The sequence below is a fragment of the Methanosaeta sp. UBA458 genome (assembly GCF_002496085.1).
In the GTDB taxonomy this organism is placed as follows: Archaea; Halobacteriota; Methanosarcinia; order Methanotrichales; family Methanotrichaceae; genus Methanothrix; species Methanothrix soehngenii.
Genome location: NZ_DAIK01000136.1, coordinates 12,302 through 35,959, shown reverse-complemented (window position 1 = coordinate 35,959; position 23,658 = coordinate 12,302). Strand labels below are relative to the sequence as shown.

23 protein-coding genes are annotated in these 23,658 nt (G+C 53.6%); 8 read left to right on the top strand and 15 right to left on the bottom strand.

The genetic code is table 11. The annotated features are described in order from the left end of the window. The 9 genes from BP822_RS09970 to BP822_RS09930 all read right to left on the bottom strand — a co-directional run. A partial coding sequence (locus tag BP822_RS09970; RefSeq protein WP_349681852.1) for a PmbA/TldA family metallopeptidase occupies positions 1–548 on the bottom strand: 548 nt, incomplete at its 3' end. Beyond that, positions 523–1,293: a proteasome assembly chaperone family protein gene (locus tag BP822_RS09965; RefSeq protein ID WP_276620070.1), complete on the bottom strand. Its 771-nt coding sequence runs from the start codon at positions 1,291–1,293 to the stop codon at positions 523–525. The genes BP822_RS09965 and BP822_RS09970, both read right to left, overlap by 26 nt. After that, positions 1,290–1,451, bottom strand: a complete 162-nt coding sequence (locus tag BP822_RS09960; RefSeq protein WP_276620069.1) for an RNA-protein complex protein Nop10 — start codon at positions 1,449–1,451, stop codon at positions 1,290–1,292. Before BP822_RS09960 ends, BP822_RS09965 begins: the two co-directional genes overlap by 4 nt. Beyond that, the gene (locus BP822_RS09955) at positions 1,448–2,221 is read right to left on the bottom strand and encodes a translation initiation factor IF-2 subunit alpha (RefSeq protein ID WP_273270985.1); all 774 of its coding nucleotides are present in this window, start codon (positions 2,219–2,221) and stop codon (positions 1,448–1,450) included. Before BP822_RS09955 ends, BP822_RS09960 begins: the two co-directional genes overlap by 4 nt. 6 nt (positions 2,222–2,227) lie before the next feature. Beyond that, positions 2,228–2,395, bottom strand: a complete 168-nt coding sequence (locus BP822_RS09950) for a 30S ribosomal protein S27e (protein ID WP_273270984.1) — start codon at positions 2,393–2,395, stop codon at positions 2,228–2,230. 2 nt (positions 2,396–2,397) lie between these two features. Continuing rightward, positions 2,398–2,679: a 50S ribosomal protein L44e gene (locus BP822_RS09945; RefSeq protein ID WP_013719295.1), complete on the bottom strand. Its 282-nt coding sequence runs from the start codon at positions 2,677–2,679 to the stop codon at positions 2,398–2,400. A 6-nt stretch (positions 2,680–2,685) separates the two neighbouring features. Further along, entirely contained in the window at positions 2,686–3,252 is a 567-nt protein-coding gene (locus BP822_RS09940; protein ID WP_013719296.1) for a hypothetical protein, read from the bottom strand. Between the two features lie 72 nt (positions 3,253–3,324). Then, the gene (locus BP822_RS09935) at positions 3,325–4,512 is read right to left on the bottom strand and encodes a DNA primase small subunit domain-containing protein (RefSeq protein ID WP_013719297.1); all 1,188 of its coding nucleotides are present in this window, start codon (positions 4,510–4,512) and stop codon (positions 3,325–3,327) included. 24 nt (positions 4,513–4,536) lie between these two features. Continuing rightward, entirely contained in the window at positions 4,537–5,271 is a 735-nt protein-coding gene (locus tag BP822_RS09930; RefSeq protein WP_013719298.1) for a nitrilase-related carbon-nitrogen hydrolase, read from the bottom strand. A gap of 53 nt (positions 5,272–5,324) precedes the next feature. Here BP822_RS09930 and BP822_RS09925 point away from each other — a divergent pair, with 53 nt between their 5' ends. The 4 genes from BP822_RS09925 (at position 5,325) to ribC (ending at position 9,798) form a co-directional block, all read left to right on the top strand. Then, positions 5,325–6,188 (top strand): ion transporter, encoded by an 864-nt coding sequence (locus tag BP822_RS09925; RefSeq protein ID WP_013719299.1) that lies wholly within the window; start codon positions 5,325–5,327, stop codon positions 6,186–6,188. Positions 6,189–6,539: 351 nt separating this feature from the next. Continuing rightward, positions 6,540–7,304 carry a hypothetical protein gene (locus BP822_RS09920; protein ID WP_013719300.1) on the top strand — a complete coding sequence of 255 codons (765 nt, stop codon included), beginning with the start codon at positions 6,540–6,542 and terminating at the stop codon, positions 7,302–7,304. A gap of 162 nt (positions 7,305–7,466) precedes the next feature. Further along, entirely contained in the window at positions 7,467–8,711 is a 1,245-nt protein-coding gene (locus BP822_RS09915) for an ABC transporter substrate-binding protein (protein ID WP_013719301.1), read from the top strand. A 598-nt stretch (positions 8,712–9,309) separates the two neighbouring features. Beyond that, positions 9,310–9,798, top strand: coding sequence for a riboflavin synthase (gene ribC / locus BP822_RS09910; RefSeq protein WP_013719303.1), 489 nt, complete (start codon positions 9,310–9,312; stop codon positions 9,796–9,798). A gap of 252 nt (positions 9,799–10,050) precedes the next feature. On the opposite strand, the gene BP822_RS09905 is transcribed toward ribC, so the two are convergent. From BP822_RS09905 to BP822_RS09890, 4 genes are all read right to left on the bottom strand, one after another. Then, complete coding sequence (locus tag BP822_RS09905) at positions 10,051–12,021, bottom strand: ATP-binding protein (protein WP_286878220.1); 1,971 nt, start codon at positions 12,019–12,021, stop codon at positions 10,051–10,053. A 206-nt stretch (positions 12,022–12,227) separates the two neighbouring features. Beyond that, positions 12,228–13,247: a DUF6612 family protein gene (locus BP822_RS09900; RefSeq protein ID WP_286878219.1), complete on the bottom strand. Its 1,020-nt coding sequence runs from the start codon at positions 13,245–13,247 to the stop codon at positions 12,228–12,230. A gap of 39 nt (positions 13,248–13,286) precedes the next feature. Beyond that, complete coding sequence (locus BP822_RS09895) at positions 13,287–13,784, bottom strand: rubrerythrin family protein (protein ID WP_013719306.1); 498 nt, start codon at positions 13,782–13,784, stop codon at positions 13,287–13,289. A 129-nt stretch (positions 13,785–13,913) separates the two neighbouring features. Beyond that, positions 13,914–14,468 carry a hypothetical protein gene (locus BP822_RS09890; RefSeq protein ID WP_273278092.1) on the bottom strand — a complete coding sequence of 185 codons (555 nt, stop codon included), beginning with the start codon at positions 14,466–14,468 and terminating at the stop codon, positions 13,914–13,916. A gap of 129 nt (positions 14,469–14,597) precedes the next feature. Here BP822_RS09890 and BP822_RS09885 point away from each other — a divergent pair, with 129 nt between their 5' ends. From BP822_RS09885 to BP822_RS09875, 3 genes are read left to right on the top strand one after another with little or no spacing between them, the layout of a single operon-like run. Next, positions 14,598–14,825, top strand: a complete 228-nt coding sequence (locus tag BP822_RS09885) for a hypothetical protein (protein WP_048132075.1) — start codon at positions 14,598–14,600, stop codon at positions 14,823–14,825. Further along, positions 14,819–15,556: a thymidylate synthase gene (locus tag BP822_RS09880; protein WP_013719308.1), complete on the top strand. Its 738-nt coding sequence runs from the start codon at positions 14,819–14,821 to the stop codon at positions 15,554–15,556. Before BP822_RS09885 ends, BP822_RS09880 begins: the two co-directional genes overlap by 7 nt. 50 nt (positions 15,557–15,606) lie before the next feature. Beyond that, positions 15,607–16,620, top strand: a complete 1,014-nt coding sequence (locus BP822_RS09875; RefSeq protein WP_013719309.1) for a pentapeptide repeat-containing protein — start codon at positions 15,607–15,609, stop codon at positions 16,618–16,620. Between the two features lie 16 nt (positions 16,621–16,636). Here the strand turns inward: BP822_RS09875 and BP822_RS09870 are convergent, their stop codons facing one another. Next, on the bottom strand, positions 16,637–20,197 hold the full coding sequence (locus tag BP822_RS09870) for an ATP-binding protein (protein WP_286878218.1): 3,561 nt from the start codon (positions 20,195–20,197) through the stop codon (positions 16,637–16,639). A 220-nt stretch (positions 20,198–20,417) separates the two neighbouring features. Further along, positions 20,418–20,924: a GbsR/MarR family transcriptional regulator gene (locus BP822_RS09865; RefSeq protein WP_048132077.1), complete on the bottom strand. Its 507-nt coding sequence runs from the start codon at positions 20,922–20,924 to the stop codon at positions 20,418–20,420. A gap of 100 nt (positions 20,925–21,024) precedes the next feature. On the opposite strand from BP822_RS09865, the gene BP822_RS09860 reads away from it, so the two are divergent. Further along, positions 21,025–23,403, top strand: coding sequence for an efflux RND transporter permease subunit (locus tag BP822_RS09860; RefSeq protein WP_013719312.1), 2,379 nt, complete (start codon positions 21,025–21,027; stop codon positions 23,401–23,403). Positions 23,404–23,658: the final 255 nt, after the last annotated feature.

Here is a 23,658-nt window from a genome sequence, read left to right as displayed (position 1 = left end):
ATGGCCTCCATTGAGGCCTGCATGAGGGTCGAGGTCTCCACCAGCTCTATCCCCTGAGAGTTGAGCACAAATCCCGTGCCTGAGACACAGGCCACCCCGCCGGAGACCGGCTCTGCACCATCGACCTCATTGCAGCCCGCCAAGAGGCTATGGGCGATGTCGATGCACTCCTCGGGACTGATCTTATCCAGCCGCCGGTCATAGATCCCCTCGGGCTCTGTCACCCTCTCCGGCTGAGGGAGAGCAATCCAGGTGTCATCCCTGCCCCGTGCCCTGGCCGATCGAACAGCGCTCATGGCTACGAACTTCAGCTGAGCCATGTCGCTGCTGCTGGAGAATCCGACAGCACCATCCACTACCGCGCGCAATCCCAGACCGCAGTGGTAGCTCTCGCTCGCCATCTCCACGTATTCCCTGCGGAGGTCGACATCAACCGAGCGTCCCACCATACCATAGACCTCAGCCTCTGCTGCCCCTTCTTTTAAGGCCAGGGATAGTAGCCGGTGAGCGGATTCAATGAGGCTATCCGATGTACCTGAGATCCTCATCCCCACCCGCTTCGAAGGGAGACTGGGCCCGCTCCATCTCCTGGAGCTTGCCTATGATCTTCTCCATCTCCTTCGCCCTCTCCTCAAGGGCATGCATTCCCACCTCTATGCCCAGGATCCCGGACAGAACGCGCAGGACCTCTGATGCAGCCTTTGGATCGACCAGATAGCCACTGGTAACACCCATCAGACAGATCACATCCAGACCACGAAGGGCTCCCAGGCCCAGCAAGAGGCCGGAGACGCCTATAATGCCCCCACCGGGCTCGTTCTCCTGGAAGAGAACCCCCTGCGTTTTCATCTCCTCCACCAGCTCGATGCTGGTGGCCGCGCCCATCACCGAGGACTTATCCACGAACTGGCCGGTACCATAGCCGCCCAGAGCATAGATTCGCCTAACCTTGTAGCTCTCGGCGATGTCCAGAAATATGCTGGTCAGCTCGTAATGGCCTTCATTGGTGGCACTCTGATAGTCGCCGATGATGATCAGTAGATCGGGCTCCCCGTTCTCCCCCCGTCGCGCATAGATCTCATTTTTCACCTGCTTGATGGTTCCATCCTCCTTCACCATCACCTGGGGAGGAAAATGGGGGGAATAGATCTCAATGATCTTCTCGGCATGCAGCTCCTCTACCATGTGATCTGCCACCAGTTTTCCCACGTGGCCTACCCCAGGCAGCCCCTCAACCATAATAGGATCGGTGAGATCTACATCTTTTATGCGAAAAACCAGGGTCTCTTTCATTCTGCCTCCAGGGCTAGGGCTCTCCTGTATCTGCCATAAGGATCATCAGGGGAGAACCTCGCCGGCTTGCTCGCAATGGCACGGCCGCCACAGGAAGGACATATCTCCTTCAGAGTGTATCGAGCGCAGGACTCGCACCGCAGGATCTTGGATCTCATGCCTCTCTGTGGAAAGCGCCCTCTCCGCCGTGTTGTTCTATATAGCTTACTATGGCCTGAGCGGCCTTTTTGAGAACAGACTCTGCATGCTTATAGTCAGGAGCAGTTACATGAATGCGGTATCGCGGTGCTCCGATATACGAGACTGAGAGGGTAGCATCCTTGTCCTTGGTCCTTCTGGCCTGTTTTAAAGCCTTGCGGATAACCTCTACACCATCCGGGGCGGGAGAGGTGATATCCACATAGCCGCTGATGTCAACCGACGGTATCTTGACATTATCTCGAGATAGGCTCTCTAAGATCTTGACATCCTCTTCGGTGAGATCGACTTCGTTCAGAGCTTCGGCGCCACTGATCGCCGCCTCTTCCATGGCCAGATAGAGGCTGTCGTAGATGGCCATGAGAGAATCAGCCACCCTCTTGGCATCCTCGGGCCGGTCTTTATAGGCCATCTCCAGCCATTTCCAGGCTTTCTGGTCCGCCTTCCACTCCTGGATCTTCTCCCGCCTCTGATGCTCATTCACATCCTTGAGAGATAGATCGATGTGATGGCGGGAGGTATCTACATTCAGTACCTTACATACAATCTTCTGCCCTTCTCGCACATGGTCGCGAATGTACTTGATCCATCCGCTGGCTACCTCGGAGATATGAATCAGGCCCTGCTTGCCTGCATACTCGTCTATGGAGACGAAAGCACCGAAATCCACCACCTGAGTGACGGTACAGACCACAAGAGATCCGGGCTCTGGCCAGCCCTCACGTTGCATTAGAAATCACTCGAGCACTTCTACTACGGCAGTTTTGATCAATGCCTTGCCACCAGTGGGCTCAGCCAATGTGCGCCCGCATACCAGGCATTTCACCACGGTTGAGGCATGGGCGAAGATCACCTGCTCATTCTCGCAGTCGTTGCATTTTACCTTGACGAACTTGCTGGGCATATCTAGCTCTCCACCAGATCGAACTTGCCCGCCTTGAATCCAGGGCGGTTGTGGGCCTTCTTGCACTCACCACAGCGATATCTCAGGTTAAGTCTCTTCGTGGGCTTGTCTCCGCCTGGAACCTTGGAGAACTTGCCCTGATTCCCTATTCCATTGGCTCTGAGCTTCTGCCTGGTAATGCGGGTCAAGGTTGAAGCCCGGCCTTTTCTCACCCTTTCCACCGTTTGTGCGGTGTGCTTCTTGCAGAACGGACAGTAAGCGTTAAGCTTCTTTGGCATCTTCACTTCTTATCATCTCTGGATCTTCACTTCTGAAGCTAAATTTTTGTTGCGCAGATTTCTGGCATGGACGGCAGGGAGGACGACCACGTCGTCCCTGGCGAGAAGGTAATTCTTCCCGTCAACTCCCGCAAACATAGGAACATCATCCAGCAACCGCACGACTTCGTATTCCCGCAATATATCTTTTTTGCCCGTTAAAGGCCTTTCGGTGGGAGTCATATGGGAGAGGATGGACTCCCGGCCGAGGGCAATGGTCGAGAGCATCTGCCGGTAGATCTCCGTCTCCTCTGCAGTCATGCCGGAGAAGACCTCCTCCCGAGAAGCTGATCTCGCATTGCGGAGCGCCCGGCGGACGATCTTCTTTATCCTCTGGTCGATGAGCTTGTTCAGACTGCTTCTCTCACTCTTGAGGGTATCCTGCAGGATTTGAGCCTCAACGCTGAAGGGATCTATGATTTGAGAGAGCTCCTGGCCCATGCCGGTCAGATAAGTGCCAACCTGCTGATAGAAATCCTCATCCAACGGCTGAAGCTCCGCGGACTTGCGCTCTTCCCGGAGCGCATTGGCCAGATCCATTTCACCACCTCATCATCAAATTTATGCGGACTGATCTTAAGTGGCTGGATAGTATAATAGCTTTTCATCGTTCTAGTGTCTTGTCCTAGCCTCTGCCACCCCTCTGGCCATGAGGAATACGGCCACGCAACTTGGCAGTTCCTCGGTGCCCTCCTTCAGGCTGTAGCTGTTCCCCTTCATCTGAGTGCTGAAGGGCTTTGAGATCTCTAGAAAAACCGGTTCATCCCCGAAGACCACCGCATCCTCCAGGGGGTTGAACTCCTCCAGGCCGCTAATCGATAAGGGAGTCACCCTCAGCCCCGAGCCGCCGTGCAGGCTCCCAGGGCATCGAATCAGCCGACGGACATCAGCGGTCACCGGCTCGTCGGTCTCCCCCCGTTCCTGGTTCAGGTTCAGTCCCACTACCACTCCTTCGCTGTCCAGGCATTCCTTCAAGAGAAGCTTCCAGATGCCTGCACTGCCCCGAAAGAGGTCCAGGTTCCCCCGGCGGATCTCCTCTATCACCCCCTCACCCTCTAGGCTGCGGTAGAAGCTGGAGGCTTTCTTGGGGCCGATGCCTCGGACCCTGGTGAGGACGGCTACCGCTCCGGGCTCGTCGAGGGTGCGCAGCCCTTCCACAAAGGAGATGATCGAGCGGTTGATCCTCCCCCCCCAGCCAGGCGAATCCCGAGCAGGAGCTATAAGACGCCTGCCCCCCTCCCGCCCCCATCCTTCAACCGGAGCCTCGTGAATGAATCGGTCCAAAACCAAGCCCCTGCCTGATAAGTAGTCTACCACCTCCCGGCGCTCATCCCCCCCGAAGCTATAGATCCGCGGGTCCCGGACATGGATGTGATATCCCCGGCCGCCGGAGAAGACGACGCTAATTTTACTTTCCGCAAAACCGAAATCGGATAGCAAAAAGGAGAGGAGCTTTAGGGTCTCCCTCTTGACCTGCTCCAGCATCCCGGCATAGCTACTGGCTGCACCGCGCAGGTGATCGGCATCCAAATCGAATATTAGGTCCGCTCCCTGCCATATCTTCTCTTTCATCGTCGGCGCACCGGGCCGCTGGTAATAGGCGGCGGAATGATAGACATGGCGAGGAATCATGGAGCGCACATAGTCCACCAGCTCCCCCCGGCTGAAGAAGGACTTGTGCCGGCGCATGCCTGAGTCATCGAAGAAGAGAAAACCCCATTCCCTGGACTGGAGGCCTGGAGGGGCATCCAGGGTGGCCTGGATATAATACTCCCGGAACTTCGATATGAGGAAGTTCATGGTCAGGGGGTTTATGCCATCACCTCAATACACCTCGGGCCGGCGGTCGGAAAAGCAGGGGATCTCACCTCGTACCTGGTCCCTCTCGGATAGATCGACCTCGCCGAATATGATCTCTTCGCCGCTCTCCGCCTCTGCCAGCACAGTGCCCCGGGCGCTGATGATCATGGAGCCGCCTCCTTCTGCCCAGTTGCAGGCCAGGTGAGGGATCTGGTTCTCTATCGCCCGGGCTAGGCTTAGCGCCCGCCACTGCTCCTCCCGCTGCGCGGGAAACTGGGCCACGGTCACCAGGAAGTCAGCATCCTGCAGGGCAAGGGAGCGGGCCACCTCGGGAAAGCGCAGGTCGTAGCAGATCTCCAGCCCCACCCGGCCCCACCTGGTGGCTATGGGGGAGATCGAATCCCCCCCATCGAAGTGCTTCTTCTCCTCGCCGAAGGGATGGATTTTGGGGCGCAGCTTCAGGCCGGTGCGGTCCAGGCAGAAGCCGAGGTTTGACCGGCCGCCGCGCACCGAGCCGATGATCAGGCAGTCAGAATCTTTTGCCAGAGCACGGAAGGGATCGAGCTCCTCAAATGCGCGGGTCCCTCTTTCCCAGAAGCGATCTATGGGCTCATAGCAAAATCCGGATAGGAAGAGCTCCGGATAGACCAGTATCTCTGCACCCATCTCAAGAGCGGAGCTGGCCAAATAGAGGGCTTGAGAAAGGTTTTTCAGATCCTGGCAGGGCAGGACGGTCTGCTGAAGGAGAGCAGCACGCATGCTGAAAAAGAGGCAAGTTCGTATATATTAAGATGAACATAAGCTAGGCCTGGATGCCCAAGAGCTATAGGCGCTGGATATATGAGATCCTGGAAGAGGAGAACCATGCAAACGGCTGGCCGAATCGGGTCAACCTCGCACTCATGCTTTTAGTGGTTCTCAATGTCGTAGCGGTGATCATGGAGACGGTGCAATGGCTCTACTCCGCCTACGGACCCATTTTTGAAGCATTCAATGTATTTTCCATAGGAATATTCACCATCGAGTATATCCTGCGCATCTGGAGCTGCATTGAAGATCCAATATACCGCGCTCCTCAGGGCAACAGACTGCGCTTTGCGATAACTCCCCTGGCTATGGTGGACCTTATAGCTGTGCTTCCCTTCTATCTTCCATTCGTCATCGCCGATCTGAGGTTCGTTCGAGCCATGCGCCTCTTCCGTCTCTTCCGGATTTTGAAGCTGGCCCATTACTCGCGCGCCCTGCAGACATTCGATGACGTCCTCCGGCTGAAGAAGGAGGAGCTCGGCCTTATGCTCTTCACCATAATCGTTCTGCTTATCACATCCGCCGGCTTGATGTACGAGGCGGAGCATGACGCCCAGCCCGAGGCCTTCGCCTCCATTCCTGATGCCATGTGGTGGGGCATTGTGACACTAGCCACTGTAGGGTATGGAGATATCTATCCAATCACTCCCTGGGGCAGGCTGATCGGCTCGGTGGTGGTCATCCTGGGAATTGGCCTGTTTGCCCTGCCAGCAGGGCTATTGGCCATGGGATTTGTCCAGGTGCAGGCCCAGAGAAAGGAAGCAGAACATTCGCCGGGATTGGTCTGCCCTTACTGCGGCCGCCAGATAGAAGGACGCAGCCGAGACCCGGAGGAGGATGGAAGGATTCTGGAGTGGCGAATGCGGTGACCTTGGTCTTTGGCCTCAGGGGCATCATTTTTGCAGCAGAACAGGCTCCTTTATGCTCGAAGATATCAGATGAAAGCCTTTTGCCCCTGGGGGATTCGTCCGACAAATTGATCTTCTCATAATTGCCATAAGATTCCTCGGTCCAGCCGTTCGGATGGTTGGATGCAATGAGGAGAGGGCCGGGAGCGGCAAAAGGTAAAGGAAGAGATTGTAAGGAAAAGCCGCCCCTGGCCACAAACCAGTAGCGGTGCTATTATGCTTATTAATTCTATCGGTTGAAGGGAGAGAGTGCAATTCCCCCCAGATCTCTGGTCATTGGATTTATCTTGATCAAGATGCCACACTAATGGTATGTACCAGTTCGTCCTCACCCCGGCGGCAGGAAAAAGGCTGATTGCTAAAGCATTGGCCTCCCACCCTGCCATTTTAGAAGCGATGCGTTCCCATACCATAGTCATCATCGCCGGCACTACCAACGGCTACGTTGCAGAGGAGATTTTAAAGGCACTGGGCCAGGAGAAGGGCTTCTCTAAGAATCGGTTCTTCCGCGGGGTCACCCTCCTGCCGGGAAGGACCACAATTGAAGGCAGGCTGGCCGACCAGAGCCATTTTCCTGGAGACGTGGTGATAGAGGAGGGGATCTGGATGAAGGGCGCTACCATATTCGATGTCTCCGCCAGACTGAAGGAGGGGGATGTCATCCTCAAGGGGGCCAATGCTCTGGATCTCGTCCGCCATCAGGCAGGAGTTTTAATCGGCCATCCCCAGGGGGGCACGGCAATCGCCGCCCTGCAGGCGGCAGTGGGCCGCAGGGTGAGTCTGATCCTTCCCGTGGGGCTGGAAAAACGTATACCAGGAGATCTGATCGATCTGGCGGCGCGATTGAACGCCCCCGGCAGCAATGGCCACAGGCTTCTGCCCCTGCCAGGTGAGGTCTTCACCGAGATCGAGGCCATAAGGCTGTTATCTGGAGCCAAAGCGGAGATCCTGGCCGCAGGCGGGGTAGGAGGGGCAGAGGGAGCGGTCTGGCTGGCAGTGCAGGGCAGCCCCGAGGAGCTGAAAGCCTGTCAGAGGCAGATGGAAGCGATCAGTGGGGAGGAGAATTTCAAGATCTAAATCCAGCTTCAATCGCTAAAATCTATTTTTTGCTCTGCGGGCATGAGAACAGACATAGCCCGGATTATTCATCGCAGATAGCTATAAATGCCTGATTTGATTCGTATAAGATAATAAGAAGCAAATGTTTGGTATAATTAAATGAACCTCAGGAGGAATTTCATGAATAGACCAATATGTATCGCCTCAACACTGCTGATCGCCTTGACCGCATCAATGGCTGGCATAGCGATCGGCTCCGATTTCACCCTGAATATCTTCGGCAATGCCAATATGGACGACAGAATAGACCAAACAGATATCGACTACATCCAGGAGATCATCAATGGCTCAAAGGAGGCCACCATGCTATCCGATGTTAACCTGGATGGCACTGTGGATTTGTCCGACCTTCAGCTGGCAGAGGAGCTCATAGAAGACAGAGCGGAGAGGATCAGCCTGATCGATGGCAACAAGCAGAACCTGACCCTGGAGCTGCCCCTGGAGCGTATCCTGACCCTTAACATGCGCCATGCCATTGCATTGGCCGTGCTGGGCGGGGAGGAGAAGGCGGTAGGAGTGGACAATACCGTAGGAGAGAGAGTGGAGCTCTTTCCCAGGCTGAGCCAGCTTCCCGCTGTGGGCACCACAAGCGAGCCGGATATCGAGAGCATAATCTCATTGCAGCCCGATCTGGTGGTCACCTTTACCAATGCTCCATCGACCGATGCGCTTGAGGACAAGCTGCCAGAAGGAATGGCGGTGCTCAGATTCGACCTATCCCGATCATCCAGCTTAAGAGAGGAGATGGCAGTCCTGGGATTCCTGCTGGACGATCCCGATTCAACCCAAAGATATCTGGATTGGTATGATCGCTACATCGGAGAGATTCAGGATAAGGCAGCAAGAATAGAGGACGAAGACAGGGCGAGGGTCCTAATGGAGAGGGAGAGGAGCGCCGATACCGGTCCTACTGCCCGATGGGCCTATGCCAGCGGCACCGGCTTTACCGATCTGGTGGATTTGGCAGGCGGCATAAACATCGCCAGCGGCTATATGGAAGGCAACAAAGATCTGGAGACGGAGTTCGTCATCGATAAGGATCCTCAGGTCATCATCGGCCTCTCCTATAAGGGCGGCTACAAGTCAAGCGACCCCGAATCGATGAAGGCCTACTACGATGAGATCATGAAAACCGAGGGATTCGGAAATATATCCGCAGTGAGGGATGGACGGGTCCATATCATCTCCGGAGACTTCTCCATCGGCCCCCAGCTGGTGGTGGGTGCATTGACCGTGGCCAAGTGGCTCTACCCGGAGCAGTTCCAGGATGTCGATCCGGTCCAGGTCCATAGAGAGTTCCTCAGCGATCTGATGAAACTGGACTACGATCCGACTGAAAATGGAGCCTTCGTCTATCCAGAATGAGATGAGAGGGAAGCAAAAGCTCAGAAAGAGCACTGTTCGACTCTGCGGCCAGAGATATGACCGCAATCTTGTCTGCAGAGAGAGCAGGATGAACGATCTCATCGGCCCTATATGTCTGGACGCCTGGAGAGAGTCAATTTCGGGCCGGAAGAACGCTCAGGGGGCGGGAGAATTAGCAGCCCTTTTGCCTCCCGCCCTCTGCCCGGGGAGCGTTCATCCAACAAATTTCAGTGCGGCACTAAAAAATCGGGCTGATATTTGACGCGCCAAAGCTCACCCAACCACAAATATGCTTCAATCTTTTGGTCCACATCCATAATCTATCCATAATAGCCACATGACCGCAAATCCAGTCATCCTGACAATGAAAATAATGAGAAGAGGGCCGAGAGCGGCGAAAGGTAAAGGAGGAAGATTGTTAGGAAAAGCCGCCCCTGGCCACGGAACTGTAGCGAAGATATTAATACTAATTAATTCTTTCGCTCAGTTCACGCTTATGCTGCCGCCTCTCATCTAGCAGCCAGCAGGCACTCAAGAGTGCTCTGCGGTCCAGACGATGCCGATAAACCTAAAAGCCAACCCATCTAACTGTACTTTTATGAAACGCATCGGCATTGCCGACACCACCTTCGCCCGGGTCGATATGGCCCGGGCGGCAGTGAGCACCATCAAGAAGGAGGCATCAGTCCAGATCGTCCGCTACACCGTCCCCGGAATCAAAGACCTGCCTGTGGCAGCCAAAAGGCTGCTGGAGGAAGATGATTGCGATATCGTCATCGCTTTAGGGATGCCCGGCCCCGCAGATAAGGACAAGATGTGCGCCCATGAGGCATCCAGCGGCCTGATCATGGCCCAGCTCATGACCAACAAGCATATCCTGGAGGTATTCGTGCATGAGGATGAGGCCAAGGACGAGAAGACGCTCGCCTGGTTGGCGGAGAAGAGGACGGCAGAGCACGCCTTGAACGCTCTCAGTCTGGTGTTTCATCCCCAGACACTCACTCGCCTGGCAGGAACTGGACAGCGGCAGGGCTACGAGGACGCTGGCCCCATCGAGGGCGGCTCGGCTGGCTACCCGGGACATTGAGCGGCCCCTCGCCACTTGGCATGGGTGAACTTGAATTGGAAATTCTCTGTATCTTTTCGCCTTCGTGGTGAAACGCTATGCTCTGACCCAACCGCAGAGACACAGAGAAACAGAGGCTATAATCTCTGCTGGGCCCACCCACTTAATTCAGCGAAAAGCCAAAAAAAAAACATGATCCTCAGGCAGGGATCATGCCCAAAAGATGAAAAACCAGGCGGATCATAGGCAAGCCTGATTGGGGAAAGACTTGTTTCAATGCCCTGTGGGCCGCAGCGCTGACTGCAGATCCTCTATCTTTACAGGCTTGCTGAGATAGCCGTCCATGCCTGCTTCCAGACATCTCTCCCTATCTCCATTTAAAGCATGAGCAGTGAGTGCGATGATCCTGGGGCGCTTCATCTTGGGGAAACGCGCCAAAATCCTCCTGGTTGCCTCAAAGCCGTCCATGTCGGGCATCTGTATATCCATCAGAACAACGTCGTAGGCCTGCCTATCCAGGGCCGCCAGGACGTCGAAACCATTGGAAGCAAGATCTGCCTGGTAGCCGATCTTGCGCAACATCTGCAGCAAAACCATCTGGTTGACGGCGTTATCCTCGGCAAGAAGTATGCTCAAAGGTAGGGCCTGTTGAAAATGTCCCTCGATTGGAGGCTTTATATCAGGTTTTAAGTCCTTGACCTCATGTTGCACCGGCTGCATGCATGGCAGTTTGACTTTTATTGTAAATGTGAATGTGCTGCCCACTCCTGGATTGCTTTTAGCCCAGATCCTTCCCCCCATCATCCCCACAAGGCGCTTTGAGATGGCAAGTCCCAGGCCCGTGCCACCATATCTTCGAGTTATTGATGAATCGATCTGACTGAACGGCATGAACAGGCGGTCCAGCTTATCCTGGGGCATGCCAATGCCAGTATCCAACACATCGAAGCGAAGCTCAAATCCTTCCGGAATGGCATTTCCTCTAACTGAGACCTCTACAAATCCTTTATCTGTGAACTTGACGGCATTGCTCAATAGGTTTGCTAGCACTTGGCGGAGCCGGCTGGCATCGCCCACCAGCATCGTCGGCAATTGGTCGTCCAGGACAACTTTTAGCACCAGCCCCTTTTCCGCCACTCTTGTCACCATCAGGTCCATTGTAGACTCTATGCATCTGCGCAGATCGAAGGGGCTATGTTCAAGCTCCATCATGCCTCCGTCGATCTTGGAGAAGTCCAGTATGTCGTTTATGACGCTGAGCAATGAATCACTGCTGTTCCTGACGATCTCCAAGTAATTCCTTTGTTCAGGAGTCAGATCGGTATCAAGGAGAAGCCCTGTCAGGCCTATGACGGCGTTTAAAGGGGTTCTTATCTCATGGCTCATGTTGGCCAAAAACTCGCTTTTGGCTTTGGCAGCAGCCTCAGCCTCTTCTTTGGCCTTCCAGAGCATCTCATCAGACCTTTTGCGCTCTGTCACGTCCCGTACCAGTGCCAGGAAATCCCCCCCTTCGCAGAGGTTAATGCGCGCCTCAAAATGTTTTATCTCACCATTTGCCGGCAGCTGATATTCGAAGACCTGCATTTTTCCGCTTTGCCTTGCCATCTCGATATTATTCATCGTTAACTCTACCAGATCCTGCGGCATTATACTGTGTATATTCTTCCCCATGAACAGCTCCGCAGGGGCGTAAAGGATTGAAGAATTGGGGGTTCTATAATCAAGGAAGTTGCCCTCTTTGTCGAGGAGAAAGATGGAATCGGGAATTGAATCGAGGAGCAACCTGTTCTCGGCTTCTCTTTTCTTGAGTTCGTCCTCAAACCTTTTGCGCTCTGTTAAGTCTGTGACTGCGACAATGGATCCAAAAAATTTGCCATCCTGCCAGCGCGGCGTGCCGGTTACCTGAACGGGGAACACACATCCATCGGACCGTATCAGTCTGGCCTCGTAGGAAGATGTCTCTCCCGCCTGCCGCCTTGACCTTGCCTGGATCAGGATAGGGCGGTCATGGGGGTGGATGAGCTCATCCATGGATCTGCCAATAAGCTCTTTTGGCATCCTGCCTACCATGCGGGCAAAGGCAGGATTTACGTATTCAAAGCGCCATCCTTCACTGCTTACCACTATTCCCTGCCCTACAGTTGCCATGACCTGGTGGGCAAAGTCCTTGTCTATTTCAGGATCTGTTTGCTGGTCACAGTTATCGCCGGCCGTTGATACTTTATCTCTGTCCAAGGTTGCCATCTGTCGCACCATCAGTGCTTGCTGAGCGTTGAAAGGTCGATAAGGAGTATGGCATATAATAACTATTCGATAGAGCTGCAAGGGCTCTGCAGCTTGTGAGTTTTTTCTCGGAAAAGGTATGGTTGAGCCCACCCAGGATGATCAGCTGCGCTGATCGAACAGGTGAAGGCTCGATTCGGATGGCGCAATCGTCCTATTGTGAGCCCTCAGGCCGAGAGGGACTGGTTTTCCGGCAGAACAACGCTTGCCTCATCCTGGGGCAGAGCATCATCGGACACCGTTGCGGGGAGCGCCTCGATGACCGCAGTCTCGTTCAGTCCGTCCTGATCCAATAAAGAGACTGCAACCGCCTCGCTCTCAGGATAAGATGACATATTGAAGAGCTGAGCAGCGCTGGCCTCGGGCGGCAGAACGATATTTACGCTCTCATTGAATCCATCGAAGACCACGGAAGTGGTGGAGCTCATGCGAACCGCCATGTTCTCCTCCTCTGATGACTGCAGTCCCAGTGACTGGGGAGTCATATAAAGGGTCTCAAACACATCCGCCCTCTTTAAGAGCTGACTCTCTTTGGATATCCAGTAATGGACCTCCATGGTCATATTACGCAGGATATCGGAGAAATTCAGGGGGATGAATGGCACAATGGAAGCCACCTCCTGGGAAAGGGGATCAGCATAAGAGGCAATGTCAATCTCTGCTCGCACCTTATAGCAGTCCTCGTCCCCCACCATCTCCGAGCCGACTAAAGTGAGCCGGGACTGATTGAGCATATCGATCTGCTGGTCCAGGGAATTCTGTTGGGACCATGCATCACCCAATCCGGATAGCTCCATAGCGGTCCAGTTGCCATCCATCTTCATATAAATGGTGTCGTTTTGCAGATACTCTTCCAGGGCTGATGCCGTGGAGTTGCCTTCATCACCGGGAATAAAAGTCAGAGTGGCCATGACGAGCTTTAGGGCCTGATCGGTCACATTTACCAGGCCAAAGCCGATGGACCGGGTTTGAACCTGCTGAGACTGGCCAGAAGAGAGGTTCTCAAGCGTCATATCCTGCTCCATCTCCATGGAGAAGGTGTAGGATTTCAGGTCGTCCGATGATGCGACCACCAGCTCCCTCAAAATGGTTGATACCGGATCATCCTGGGAGCGGTCAGTTGACTGGCATAAAGCGCAAGAGCTTGAAAGCAGCAGGGCCATTGCCAGAATCATTAGATATCTCATATGGATGATTATGGGGGTGCAGGATAAATCCGTTTTGCTCTATTCGATCTTCTTGAACATGCTTCCTTTGACCCCGCAGACCGGACACTTGTCGGGAGCCTTGTGATCCACAGTCATGCCGCATACCGGGCAGACGTAATAGGGGAATGGCTCCTTCTGGATATCCAGCCCCTCGAGCATATCATGATATAGCCAGGCATGATGCTCTTCCACCGCATTGGCATAGTTAAACGACCTCTCAGCATCCCGGGCGCCCTCCTCCTTTGCTATAGCTATCATCTCTGGATACATATCCTTGAACTCATGCGTCTCTCCGGCGATCGCCTCACGCAAATTCTCTTTGGTAGTCTTGATGGCCTTTAGGGCGCGCAGGTGGTTGGCTGCGTGCACCGCTTCCGCCTCGGCAGCGGCCCGAAAGAGCCTGGCGGCCTGAGCGTAGCCCTCCTTATCCGCCTGAGCGGCAAATATGCTGTACTTCCTGTTCGCTCCAGATTCACCGGCAAACGCCTCCCTCAAGAAATCCTCTGTTCGGGTCATATCCTTTCACTCCTGTGCATGATTCTGTCGATATTTGATTCGGTTTTTTTAGTGAGATAAAGCTTTTGAAAATTGCTGGCTTGGAATCCAGCCACTGATTTCCGGGCCTTCAGATCTGTCCCGCACCGCTTACTCCTCCAAACTGAGGTCCTCGGGGTAAAGATCGGCCTCATGCAAGAGACCGTTACCTGCCAGATCATAGTATCCGGTGATCCTGAGTATGTCCAGACGGGATATCTCATAAGCTCCACCCCTTCTCTCCAGTGGAGGATTGACCTGGACCTCCTGCAATGTTATCCCCGCCTCACCCTCATTGTAGCGGTCGAATATCTGCCCCCAGGGGACGAGATGGGCAGTTCTGCTCTTCCCCACCCCATAACGCAGCTCCACCGCCAGTATGCCCTGACGGCCAGAACGGGTGATGAAATCCGTCTCCCTCTCTATCTGATGGCCGCCGGAGGCCTCGCTGAAGTGCTGTTTGAAATAAAGCGACCGGGTCTTGCGGGCATCAAGGCTTTTGCATTCGATTGCCAGGTAGTACTCGGCAATTTTAGAGTCCACCAGGATATCGGCCAGCTGGGTGGCAAACCGCGACTGTCGGAGCCGGTAGGCTATGGCTTTAATGCCTTCCCTCTCGAAGAAGGAGTTTAGAGAATTGACCATTGCCCACTCAAAGTCACCCATCAGCAAAGATATTTCAAAGCCCTTATTAAAGTATCTTTTCCCGTGTAACTCACTTTCGCCCTTCCCTCATTGCTACACTTTATAGCCTTTGGACAGTAACACTTCCTGTTGCTCTCTGTGAGGATTCATATGGTTGTGGGAAGGACTCTGTGGGACTTTGCATTTGAGGTCATTCGCACGCCGGGATTCGGCTTATTTCTCATAGCTTTGCTAATATTTATTGAGTTAATATTGATAATCATATTGTTAATGGCATACTCAGGATTGATCGAGATAGAGTTCAGCTACAGCGAACTGGGCTTGGCGATCCACCATCTCACCAGTCATCTGGCGAAGAGGGTTATCTTGATATGTTGAAAAGTGGATTAACAACACATGGACGGAGGGGTGGACAGATCTTGCCGCATACGGCATCATCAGAGCTGAAGAGCAATGGGCTGGGCAGGTTTATACGCGCCCGCTCCATCTCCGATGCCTGGCATCGAGGTCTGAACCTCATCTGGAGACAGGGTGAAGAGATCTCGGATGAGAGAGGGACCAAGATACGAGAGCTTCTATCCTTGCAGGTAGTGGTGGAGAATCCATATCAAGAGATGATTCCGGAGGAGTACTCCTGGAATGAGGAGCGGCTGGAGGAGTATGCCCATCAACTGCTCTGCGGCGACAATCCCGGATTTGAGTATACTTATGGCGAGAGGCTGCGCGCCTGGCGCCTGCCAGGCACCCCACCCCTGGATCAGATCGATATGGCCATTCAACGGCTGAAGGAATCTCCTGCCACCCGCCGGGCCACGTCAGTGACCTGGATCCCCCCGGTGGATGGGGAGAGGAATGAAGTCCCCTGCATGATCGTTGATGATTTCAAATTACGCGGCGGCAGGCTGCACCTGGCCATCTTCTTTCGCAGCCATGACTTCGCCGGGGCCTATCCCGCCAACCTCTACGGTCTGGCCAGGCTGCTGGAATATGCAGCACGAGAAGTGGGTGCCCAGCCGGGCTCCATCTCCACCACCAGCTCCTCTGCCCACATCTATGAGCACGACTGGGACTGGATCGAGGAGATGCTCCTGGGAAGAGGCGAGGCATAGACCGGTCGAGCGAAAGGCATATCTGCATTTATCGAATACTCATTACGCTTATGGTCGATAGCCTTCTGATGATCAAGGCAGAGGAGATCCACAAAAGGATAGAAGAGGGCAAGCCGGTTGAGTATGAGAATGTCATCATCTACGGTGACCTGGACCTGCACAATCTGGACCTACCTTTGAACAGAAACAAGCGGAAGATCGTAGAATCGATAATCAAGATAGAGTACTCTGTGATCAAGGGAAATGTGTTCTTCGACCACTCCGCCTTTCAGGGGCTGGTGGATTTTGACGGCACCGTATTCTCTCAGGCGGCCAACTTCTCTGACTCCTTCTTCCAGGAAGACGCCGGTTTCTCCCAGGCCCAGTTTCACGGGGAAGCCAACTTCTCCCGCGCTCATTTCACTACCGAGGCCAACTTCTCCCGAGCCAGGTTCAACGATGGTGACTTCGGCCGGGCGAAATTCCATCGCAGCTTTCACCTCTCCAATGCCAGGGTGTACACCCTGCGGCTCTCCGACGCCATCTTCGAAGAGGACGCCAGCATCCACCTAAAGGACCTGAACTACAACCGCATTGTGGTCCGCTGGAACACCATCCGCGAACATCTGCCCTACAACGGCTCAGTCTATCTCACCCTGATAAAGAACTTCAGAAACTTGGAGCAGTTCGAGGACGAGGACGACTGTTACTATCAGTATCGAAAGGAGAAGCATGCCCGGACCACGAAGGCATTTCCCAGAATCATCGACCGCCTGGCCTGGCTCTCCTGCGGCTATGGAGTCCGTCCATCCCACACCGTGATCCTCAGCCTGTCTCTGATCATCCTCTTCACAGCGATCTTCTGGGGAGCACACGCCCTGCAACCTTCTGCTTCTGCAAGCCCCGGTAGCAGCATATCGATAAACGATGCCTTCTACTTCAGCAGCATGTGGTTTCTTGGCCGGGCCCCCCAGAACATCAGCATCATTGAGGGCTTCGAGTTCCTGACCGTTTTTGAGACCCTGGCCGGATGGCTGCTAATGGCCCTCTTCCTGGTGACCATGAGCAAGGTGATGCTCCGGTGAGGGGATCCTCCCCCGCTCAATCCGCCCTCTGGCGGCCGATATTTAATGCCTGAAGGGCGGCCCGGAGTTCATCGATCTGCACAGGCTTGGAGATATAGCCATCCATGCCGGCGTCCAGACATCTCTTCCGATCCCCCTCCAGAGCATAAGCGGTCATTGCCAGGATTCGGGGGCGATCAACTAGATCTATATCCAATATAGCCCTTGTCGCCTCCAGGCCATCCATCTTAGGCATCTGCACATCCATTAAAACCACATCATAATGCTTATGGCTCAGAGCCTGAACCGCCTCTTCCCCGTTGGAGACCACATCTGCCTTGTATCCCAGCTTATTGAGCATGAGGAGAGCAACTTTCATGTTGACCGGATTATCCTCAGCCAGCAGAATTTTCAAATCCCGGTGATCAACCTCCTGATAGCCGGGTTTTATCGCGCTTATCCTCTTGCCCGCCAGGATTCGATTGGATGCATCATCCCCGGATGATTCCTCAACCTTTATTTGGAAATGGAATGTGGAGCCGCTCCCCATCTCGCTCTCCACCCATATCCTTCCCCCCATCTGCTCCACCAGCATGCGACTGATGGCCAGGCCCAGGCCAGTGCCACCGTATTTTCTGCTGGTGGAGGCATCTACCTGGCTGAAGGAGTGAAACAGCTTTTTCATGTCGCTTTTGGAGATGCCGATGCCGGTATCGGTCACTGAGAAGTGTAGCATTCCTGGTTCGTCACCCATCTTCACCTCAAGGGATACCATGCCCCTTTCTGTGAACTTGACCGCATTGCCCAGGAGATTGACCAGGATCTGCTGCAGCCGGACTGAGTCTCCAACTACGGTCTGAGGGACGAGATCATCCAGATAGAACCCCATCTCCAGACCCTTCTCAGCCGCCTTTGCCGCCACCATGTTGATAGATCTATCAATGCACTTGCGCAGGGAGAAGGGCTCGAGCTCCAGCTTCATCTTTCCCTCGTTGATCTTGGAGAAGTCGAGGATATCATTGATGATGCTCAGCAAGGCATCGCCGCTGCTGTGAATGGTCTGCACGTAATCGCGCTGCTCAGGCGACAGATTGGTTTCCAGCAGCAAGCCGGCAAGACCGATAACAGAGTTCATGGGAGTGCGTATCTCATGGCTCATGTAGGCCAAAAATTCCCCCATCGAGCGGGATGCTGCATCTGCTGCCTGCTGAGCCTGGAGAAGCTTCTTTTCCGTCTCCTTATGCTCTAACATCTCCTCGTTGAGGGCCCTGTTGATCCTCAAAAGCCAGGCAGTCCTCTCTGATACCCTCATCTCCAGCTCTTCCTGGGTCCTTTTCCGCACATCCTCTGCCAGCTTCCTCTCAGTGATATCATGGATGAAGCCCTCAAGGGCGAGAAGCTTTCCAGAGGTGTCAAAGATCCCCTGACCATGTTCCCAGACCCATTTCGTTTCTGAGCCTGCATTAATCCGGTAGGTGAGACGGAACGGAGTTCCCTTTTCCGTTTCCTGCTGGATTTCACTCCAGACGCGATCCCGGTCATCAGGATGGATCAGATCGGCATACGAAATTGCGCTATTATGAAGAAGCTCGGGTGATGGGCGGCCGGTCAGCTCCAGGCATCCATCGCTTACAAACTCCATGGTCCTTTGGCGATCGTTCCTGCAGCGATAAGCCATTCCAGGCAGATTGCTCATAAGGGTGGTGAGCATTCTCTTGCTCTCCCTCAGGGCCACCTCAGTCCGCCGGCGCAGCAAAGCATTTCCTATGCTTTCCGCTGCCGCCTGTAGAATTGCTACCTCGTTCTCCGTCCACCGCCGCTCAAAATGGCAGTCATCAATGGAGATGACGGCGCAAAAACGCCTCTCGATGAATACAGGCAGAAGGAGAAAGGAGATGATACCGTTATCCTCCAGGAGCTTCCGTCCCGGATCAATGACCTTGGATGTTATGCCCTGAATGGGATTGCCGCGGGAGAGAGCATCCTGCCATCCGATGAATTGGTCCCAGGAGATCCTTCCCCGAAATGGCTCTGCAGGCTCCCTAAGCCACTGGATCGACTCCTCAAATACGGACTCGGTGCCCGTCCATTCAGCGCTCTCCAGGATCGTAATCCGATCAGAGCCTATTGAAATCCCCAGAATTCCCAGAGCTTTCTTGATAGCATCAGGATCGGTGGCAAGAAGATGATTTGTGGTGGCGGTGGCCACCCTCCTGAGCAGCAGGTCCCGCTGGCGCAGCTCCTCCTCGGTCCTGCGCTTCTGAATGAGCTTGTGCATGCCGCTCATGAGCAATGTGAGCTGGCGCACATCGGCATCATTATATTCCTCCTCCTTATTGCCGACTGCAGCTACGATGGCGATCTTTCCCTTATCCATGATGGGAACGCTGATATATCGCAGGACCCAAGCCTCATCCGGCGAGAGGTGAGATTTGCCGCAATAAATGGAATTGTCATTGACGATCACCGCTCGACGCCTTTTCAGGGACTCGCCCCAGAGGCAGGGCTCACCCAGATGATATGCCATCTTGCTCCGATCCGCGCCATCCTCAGGCAGGGGATCTTTGGACCAGTGGCTCATGAAAATGATGCCCTCGCTTTCATCCATAAAGGTGAGATAGCCAAATCTCGAGCCAGTGAGCTTTGCACCCGCTTGAATAGCATAGTCGGCAAGCTCCTTGAGGAAGGCTTCATCCATCGGATTAAGCTTAAGCAAAGCCTCCAGCCCCGACTCATCTAAAAGCAGTGCCTCTTCAGCCCTCATGCTATCGGATAAATGGCAGAAGTTGGCCAGGAAATAGACTGAACCTCCAGAGTACGCCGCGATCCTGGTGCAGATCATCTCTGCAGTATAATATTGTCCGTCAGTCCCCTGTATGGGCAGCTCTCCCTGCCAATTCCCTTGGGATAGAAGGACAGGAATGATCACCTCTCGCAGCTTGCTTTTGCCATCCTCATTGGTGAAATCGAATATTGACCAGCCCATCACAGGAGAGGCATCATCATATCCACAGCTTTGAAGGAGGAGGGGATTTACATACTCGATCCTGCCCTCGAAATCAAATAAAACGATCGCTGTTGGAGAGCTTTCCACCGACTGCACCATTCTTTGCAGCTGGATCTGGGCTATCCTTCGCTCGGTTACATCCTTGATGCAGCCTGCCACACCCAGAGTCCTTCCGTCTTCGTCTTGCCAGGGATAGTAGACGTAATCAAGATATTGCTCCATCCCATCCTTCGAGATATGGACCTCGCCCCGGGCGGGATTCCCAGTCTCTATCACCCTCTCTTTGATCCTCCTTTGCCGATCTGCCTCCGCTGGCGAAAAAATATCCTCATCCGTCTTTCCCAGGGCCAGCAAGCCATCCATTCCAGGAGGCCTCTCAAATGAAAGCCAGGTGTAGCGAAGACCTCGATCCTGCAAAAAGAGGCAGCAAGGATTATCTGAAATCAGATCATCTAGGAGGGTATTGCCAAGATTACTGCTATTTGGCTCACATAAACGGGCAGAGATCCTATCCAGATCGCTCTTAAAGAGGGCGATCCGCGACTGATCATCACCCTCGCCATTCGTGCAACTATCTATGCGCCACTGCATCTGACCGATCATCTCTTCAAGATCCCAATGCCCAAAGCTCCTCTCCAATTAAAATCCATTATATTTCAGCTCTTCAGTTCATTAACATATCAACTCCTTAATCAATGTATTGAATGCACCTTATAACGTATTCAAAATCGATGAAGCCCTCTGGTCTAAGCTTCGAGCTAATCATAGTAGAAAAATGTTTATTTCATTCCATTTAAAAAAATTCATACCCTCAGAAGGACGTCTCTAGCAGCTGGATCAAATCCTCGGTATTGTGCCTTGATATCAGATCCAACAACTTATCGTTCTGCCGATAAAAATGCCTAATTTCCTCAATCCTCTGCATGACCGATGGGTCTGGACTCTCCCAGGCCCTCAGATCTGCCTCCGTTCGGTCAAGTGCATTCAGTATGCATTGCAGATTCTGGCGGATGTTGGCTATCATATCTCCCCTCAACGAATCGGCATCTGTGACTGGAATATAGTGATATCTCTTATCGCCCGGTATGACCACCCTCTTGACCAGGCCTATCCTCTCTAAGATGCCCATATTGGTGCTAACCGTGGACTTGCTGTAGCCAGTCTCCTCCACCAGCTGGTCCATGGACAGGGGAACACCCGTCAGAAAGAGTGTGCCCTGCAAAACCCCAACTGCATCACAGCAGCCGCGGTTATTGGCCCCTTTGACACAGGCATCTATCATATGCCTCTTCAAGACGGCTCTTGCCTCTTGCTCCATCAATAGAGAGAAGACCACAACTTTTATCTATCTTTCGCATGTTTCGATTGGTCGATAATATCCGAACTTTTGCCATGCTGGCTCGGGAAGATCCCGGGCTATGGCAGTTCAAAGAGGAAACGAGGCATATGCAATGAACGGCTCAGAACAGCTCGGCCGGTGGATCTCAGACAATCCCATTATTATCATCTTTGCCACACTGCTCATCACCCTCAGCGCCGTCCACTATGCCCAACAGATCGAGATGCAAGGGCTGACCACCGAAAGCATGGTGGGCAAGGACTCCGCCCTTTATCAGGTCTATGACCATCTCTATGTGCAGAACTTTGGAACCGCATCCATCGCCGTATTGATCGAGGCGGATGATGTGGCAAAGCCAGAGGTCCTCCGGTCGATGCTCACCTTCTCCGATAAGATGAAAGAGGCTCCGGATGTCCTCTCCGTCACCAGCATAGCCGATATAGTGGCCGATACAGAGAAAGAGAGCAGCGGAATAAGAGCCATTCCCGATCAGGAGAGGATAGATGAGATCCTGTCCGCGGACGATCTCATATTGGCGGCTATATTGCCCGATCGCAGCCATACCATGCTCTCCATAGAGCTGCCGGTCTCCCTCACGGAAAGCGAGCAAGGGGAGCTGTACCAGGAGACAAAAGGCCAGCTGCTGTTGGCCAGCTTTCCTGCTGACACCAGGCTGACGGTCACCGGCGATCCTGCCCTGATGAATTCGATAACTGCAGAGATGGCCGAGAGCAACGGTCCCATTCTTCTCCTGGCAGCTTTTCTGATGATCGTGGCATTGCTGATCACCTTCAACCAGGTGAAGTGGTCCCTACTTCCTATACCAATCGTCTTCCTGGGGGTTGGCTGGACCTTCGGTGCCATGGGCCTCTTGCATATACCATTCACCATGGTGTCGATGTCCGCATTTCCAGTCCTGATAGGCATAGGCATCGACTATGCCATCCAGTTCCAAAACCGGATAAATGAGGAGTTCACTCGCACCGGCCAGCCGCAAAAAGCGGTGGTAGAAACGGTCAAACACGTCACCAAACCGGTGATCATCGCCCTGATCATAACCTCCATTGGCTTTATCTCTCTGCTCACATCCTCCATCCCCATGATCAGGGACTTCGGATTGCTCTGCTTGATCGGACTGATCCTCTGCTTCCTCTCTGCCCTCTTCGTGGGGGTGACCATCCTCTACATTGCCGTGGGAAAGCGCTTGAACCACCAGCCAATAGATAAGCATTCGACCCAAGATACGAATGCAGGCGACCGGGGAGAAGGCAGCCGGAGGGAAGAGGAGACGATCTTTGAGAGGATGCTGGATGGAATCTCAGGCTTTTGCATTGAGAGGTGGCAGCTCGTTTTGGCTTTAGCCCTACTTCTTTCCCTGGCCGGCATATATTCAGATACCCAGGTCCCCGTGGACACCGACTTCAAGAACTATGTGCCCCAGGATCTGCCTCCTCTGATAGATTACTGGCATATGAGCGAGACCTTCGGGGGCACTGACAGCATCCAGCTGCTGGTGCAGGCCGATGATGTCACCGATCCGCGGGTGCTGGAGTGGATGGAGGAGTTCTCCATCTATCTGAAAGGCTCCAGAGATCAGATATTGGGATATACGAGCATTGCCAGCCTGACAAAAGAGGCAAACCAGGGAACTCTCCCCACGGATAGGACAATCATCCGCACGCTAATCGAGGCCCTTCCTGCCAATTGGCGGGATATATACCTGGATGGACACAACACCGCCATAATCGACCTCAATGTAGGCCAGACCATAACCAACCTAGGCACTGAGGGCTCAGACCGGCTGATGAAAGAGATCGATAAAGACATCGCCTGGAATCCTCCTCCCGCAGGGGTCTCGGTGAGAATGACTGGAGACGCAGTGGTGATGACCACGGTCATAACCGCCCTGACCAAAGGAAGGACGGAGATGACTCTCTTCGGACTCTTGCTGATATTCATTGTGCTCTTGGCGATTTACCGGGATCTGATAAAGGCCTTGCTTCCTGTGCTTCCCATGCTGGTGGTGATAGGCTGGATGGGTGGTGTGATGTACATATCAGGCATGAAATACACCCCTCTTACTGCGTGCCTGGGAGCCCTGATCCTGGGAGTAGGATCAGAGTACGCCATCCTGATGATGGAGCGGTTCTATGAAGAGCTGGAGAAGATCGGCGAACCTAGAAAGGCCCTCTCCACAGCCACCAGGGCCATAGGCTCGGCATTGATCGCCTCAGGGCTTACCACCATATTCGGATTTGCCGCCTTGATATCATCCCCATTTCTGATCACCAATAACTTCGGCATGGTGACCGTTCTGGCCATAGTCTTCGCCCTGGCCACCACCTTCACCGTATTTGTGGTGCTGATCTACCGCATGGAATTGAGAAGAGAGCTAGTGAAGAATGCAATTGCCGGAATATTCAAAGCCTTCCGGCTCATCCGTCCAGAGGAGAGCTGAAATGATTCCCATCATTTCGAGATTCTATATTGCCGGTCAGGATCATAATCATCTGCTGCGGATGTCATAACCGAATATCATAATAAGTCAAGATTGCTATATATAAGTAGCAAGATACCCAAGATCCACTGTTAATATGCAGGTCGACATTAAATGACTAAATAGATTAGGGCGATTTGGGGAGAAAACATCTCTGAAAGTCCGGCATAAGGGCAACCCGCAAAGCGAAAGGCTGCCGGATGTTTTCCGGCTGTT

What these genes read in the sequence shown, in the direction of transcription:
- BP822_RS09915 (WP_013719301.1), top strand. Translation starts at nt 7,467, where the DNA reads ATGAATAGACCAATATGTATCGCCTCAACACTGCTGATCGCCTTGACC.
- BP822_RS09880 (WP_013719308.1), top strand. Translation starts at nt 14,819, where the DNA reads ATGTTGAAAAGTGGATTAACAACACATGGACGGAGGGGTGGACAGATC.
- BP822_RS09955 (WP_273270985.1), bottom strand. Translation starts at nt 2,221, where the DNA reads ATGCAACGTGAGGGCTGGCCAGAGCCCGGATCTCTTGTGGTCTGTACC.
- BP822_RS09865 (WP_048132077.1), bottom strand. Translation starts at nt 20,924, where the DNA reads ATGGAGCAAGAGGCAAGAGCCGTCTTGAAGAGGCATATGATAGATGCC.
- BP822_RS09965 (WP_276620070.1), bottom strand. Translation starts at nt 1,293, where the DNA reads ATGAAAGAGACCCTGGTTTTTCGCATAAAAGATGTAGATCTCACCGAT.
- BP822_RS09885 (WP_048132075.1), top strand. Translation starts at nt 14,598, where the DNA reads ATGGTTGTGGGAAGGACTCTGTGGGACTTTGCATTTGAGGTCATTCGC.
- BP822_RS09860 (WP_013719312.1), top strand. Translation starts at nt 21,025, where the DNA reads ATGGCAGTTCAAAGAGGAAACGAGGCATATGCAATGAACGGCTCAGAA.
- BP822_RS09960 (WP_276620069.1), bottom strand. Translation starts at nt 1,451, where the DNA reads ATGAGATCCAAGATCCTGCGGTGCGAGTCCTGCGCTCGATACACTCTG.
- BP822_RS09925 (WP_013719299.1), top strand. Translation starts at nt 5,325, where the DNA reads ATGCCCAAGAGCTATAGGCGCTGGATATATGAGATCCTGGAAGAGGAG.
- BP822_RS09920 (WP_013719300.1), top strand. Translation starts at nt 6,540, where the DNA reads ATGTACCAGTTCGTCCTCACCCCGGCGGCAGGAAAAAGGCTGATTGCT.
- BP822_RS09950 (WP_273270984.1), bottom strand. Translation starts at nt 2,395, where the DNA reads ATGCCCAGCAAGTTCGTCAAGGTAAAATGCAACGACTGCGAGAATGAG.
- BP822_RS09940 (WP_013719296.1), bottom strand. Translation starts at nt 3,252, where the DNA reads ATGGATCTGGCCAATGCGCTCCGGGAAGAGCGCAAGTCCGCGGAGCTT.
- BP822_RS09890 (WP_273278092.1), bottom strand. Translation starts at nt 14,468, where the DNA reads ATGGGTGACTTTGAGTGGGCAATGGTCAATTCTCTAAACTCCTTCTTC.
- BP822_RS09875 (WP_013719309.1), top strand. Translation starts at nt 15,607, where the DNA reads ATGGTCGATAGCCTTCTGATGATCAAGGCAGAGGAGATCCACAAAAGG.
- BP822_RS09930 (WP_013719298.1), bottom strand. Translation starts at nt 5,271, where the DNA reads ATGCGTGCTGCTCTCCTTCAGCAGACCGTCCTGCCCTGCCAGGATCTG.
- BP822_RS09900 (WP_286878219.1), bottom strand. Translation starts at nt 13,247, where the DNA reads ATGAGATATCTAATGATTCTGGCAATGGCCCTGCTGCTTTCAAGCTCT.
- BP822_RS09870 (WP_286878218.1), bottom strand. Translation starts at nt 20,197, where the DNA reads ATGCAGTGGCGCATAGATAGTTGCACGAATGGCGAGGGTGATGATCAG.
- ribC (WP_013719303.1), top strand. Translation starts at nt 9,310, where the DNA reads ATGAAACGCATCGGCATTGCCGACACCACCTTCGCCCGGGTCGATATG.
- BP822_RS09895 (WP_013719306.1), bottom strand. Translation starts at nt 13,784, where the DNA reads ATGACCCGAACAGAGGATTTCTTGAGGGAGGCGTTTGCCGGTGAATCT.
- BP822_RS09935 (WP_013719297.1), bottom strand. Translation starts at nt 4,512, where the DNA reads ATGAACTTCCTCATATCGAAGTTCCGGGAGTATTATATCCAGGCCACC.
- BP822_RS09905 (WP_286878220.1), bottom strand. Translation starts at nt 12,021, where the DNA reads ATGGCAACCTTGGACAGAGATAAAGTATCAACGGCCGGCGATAACTGT.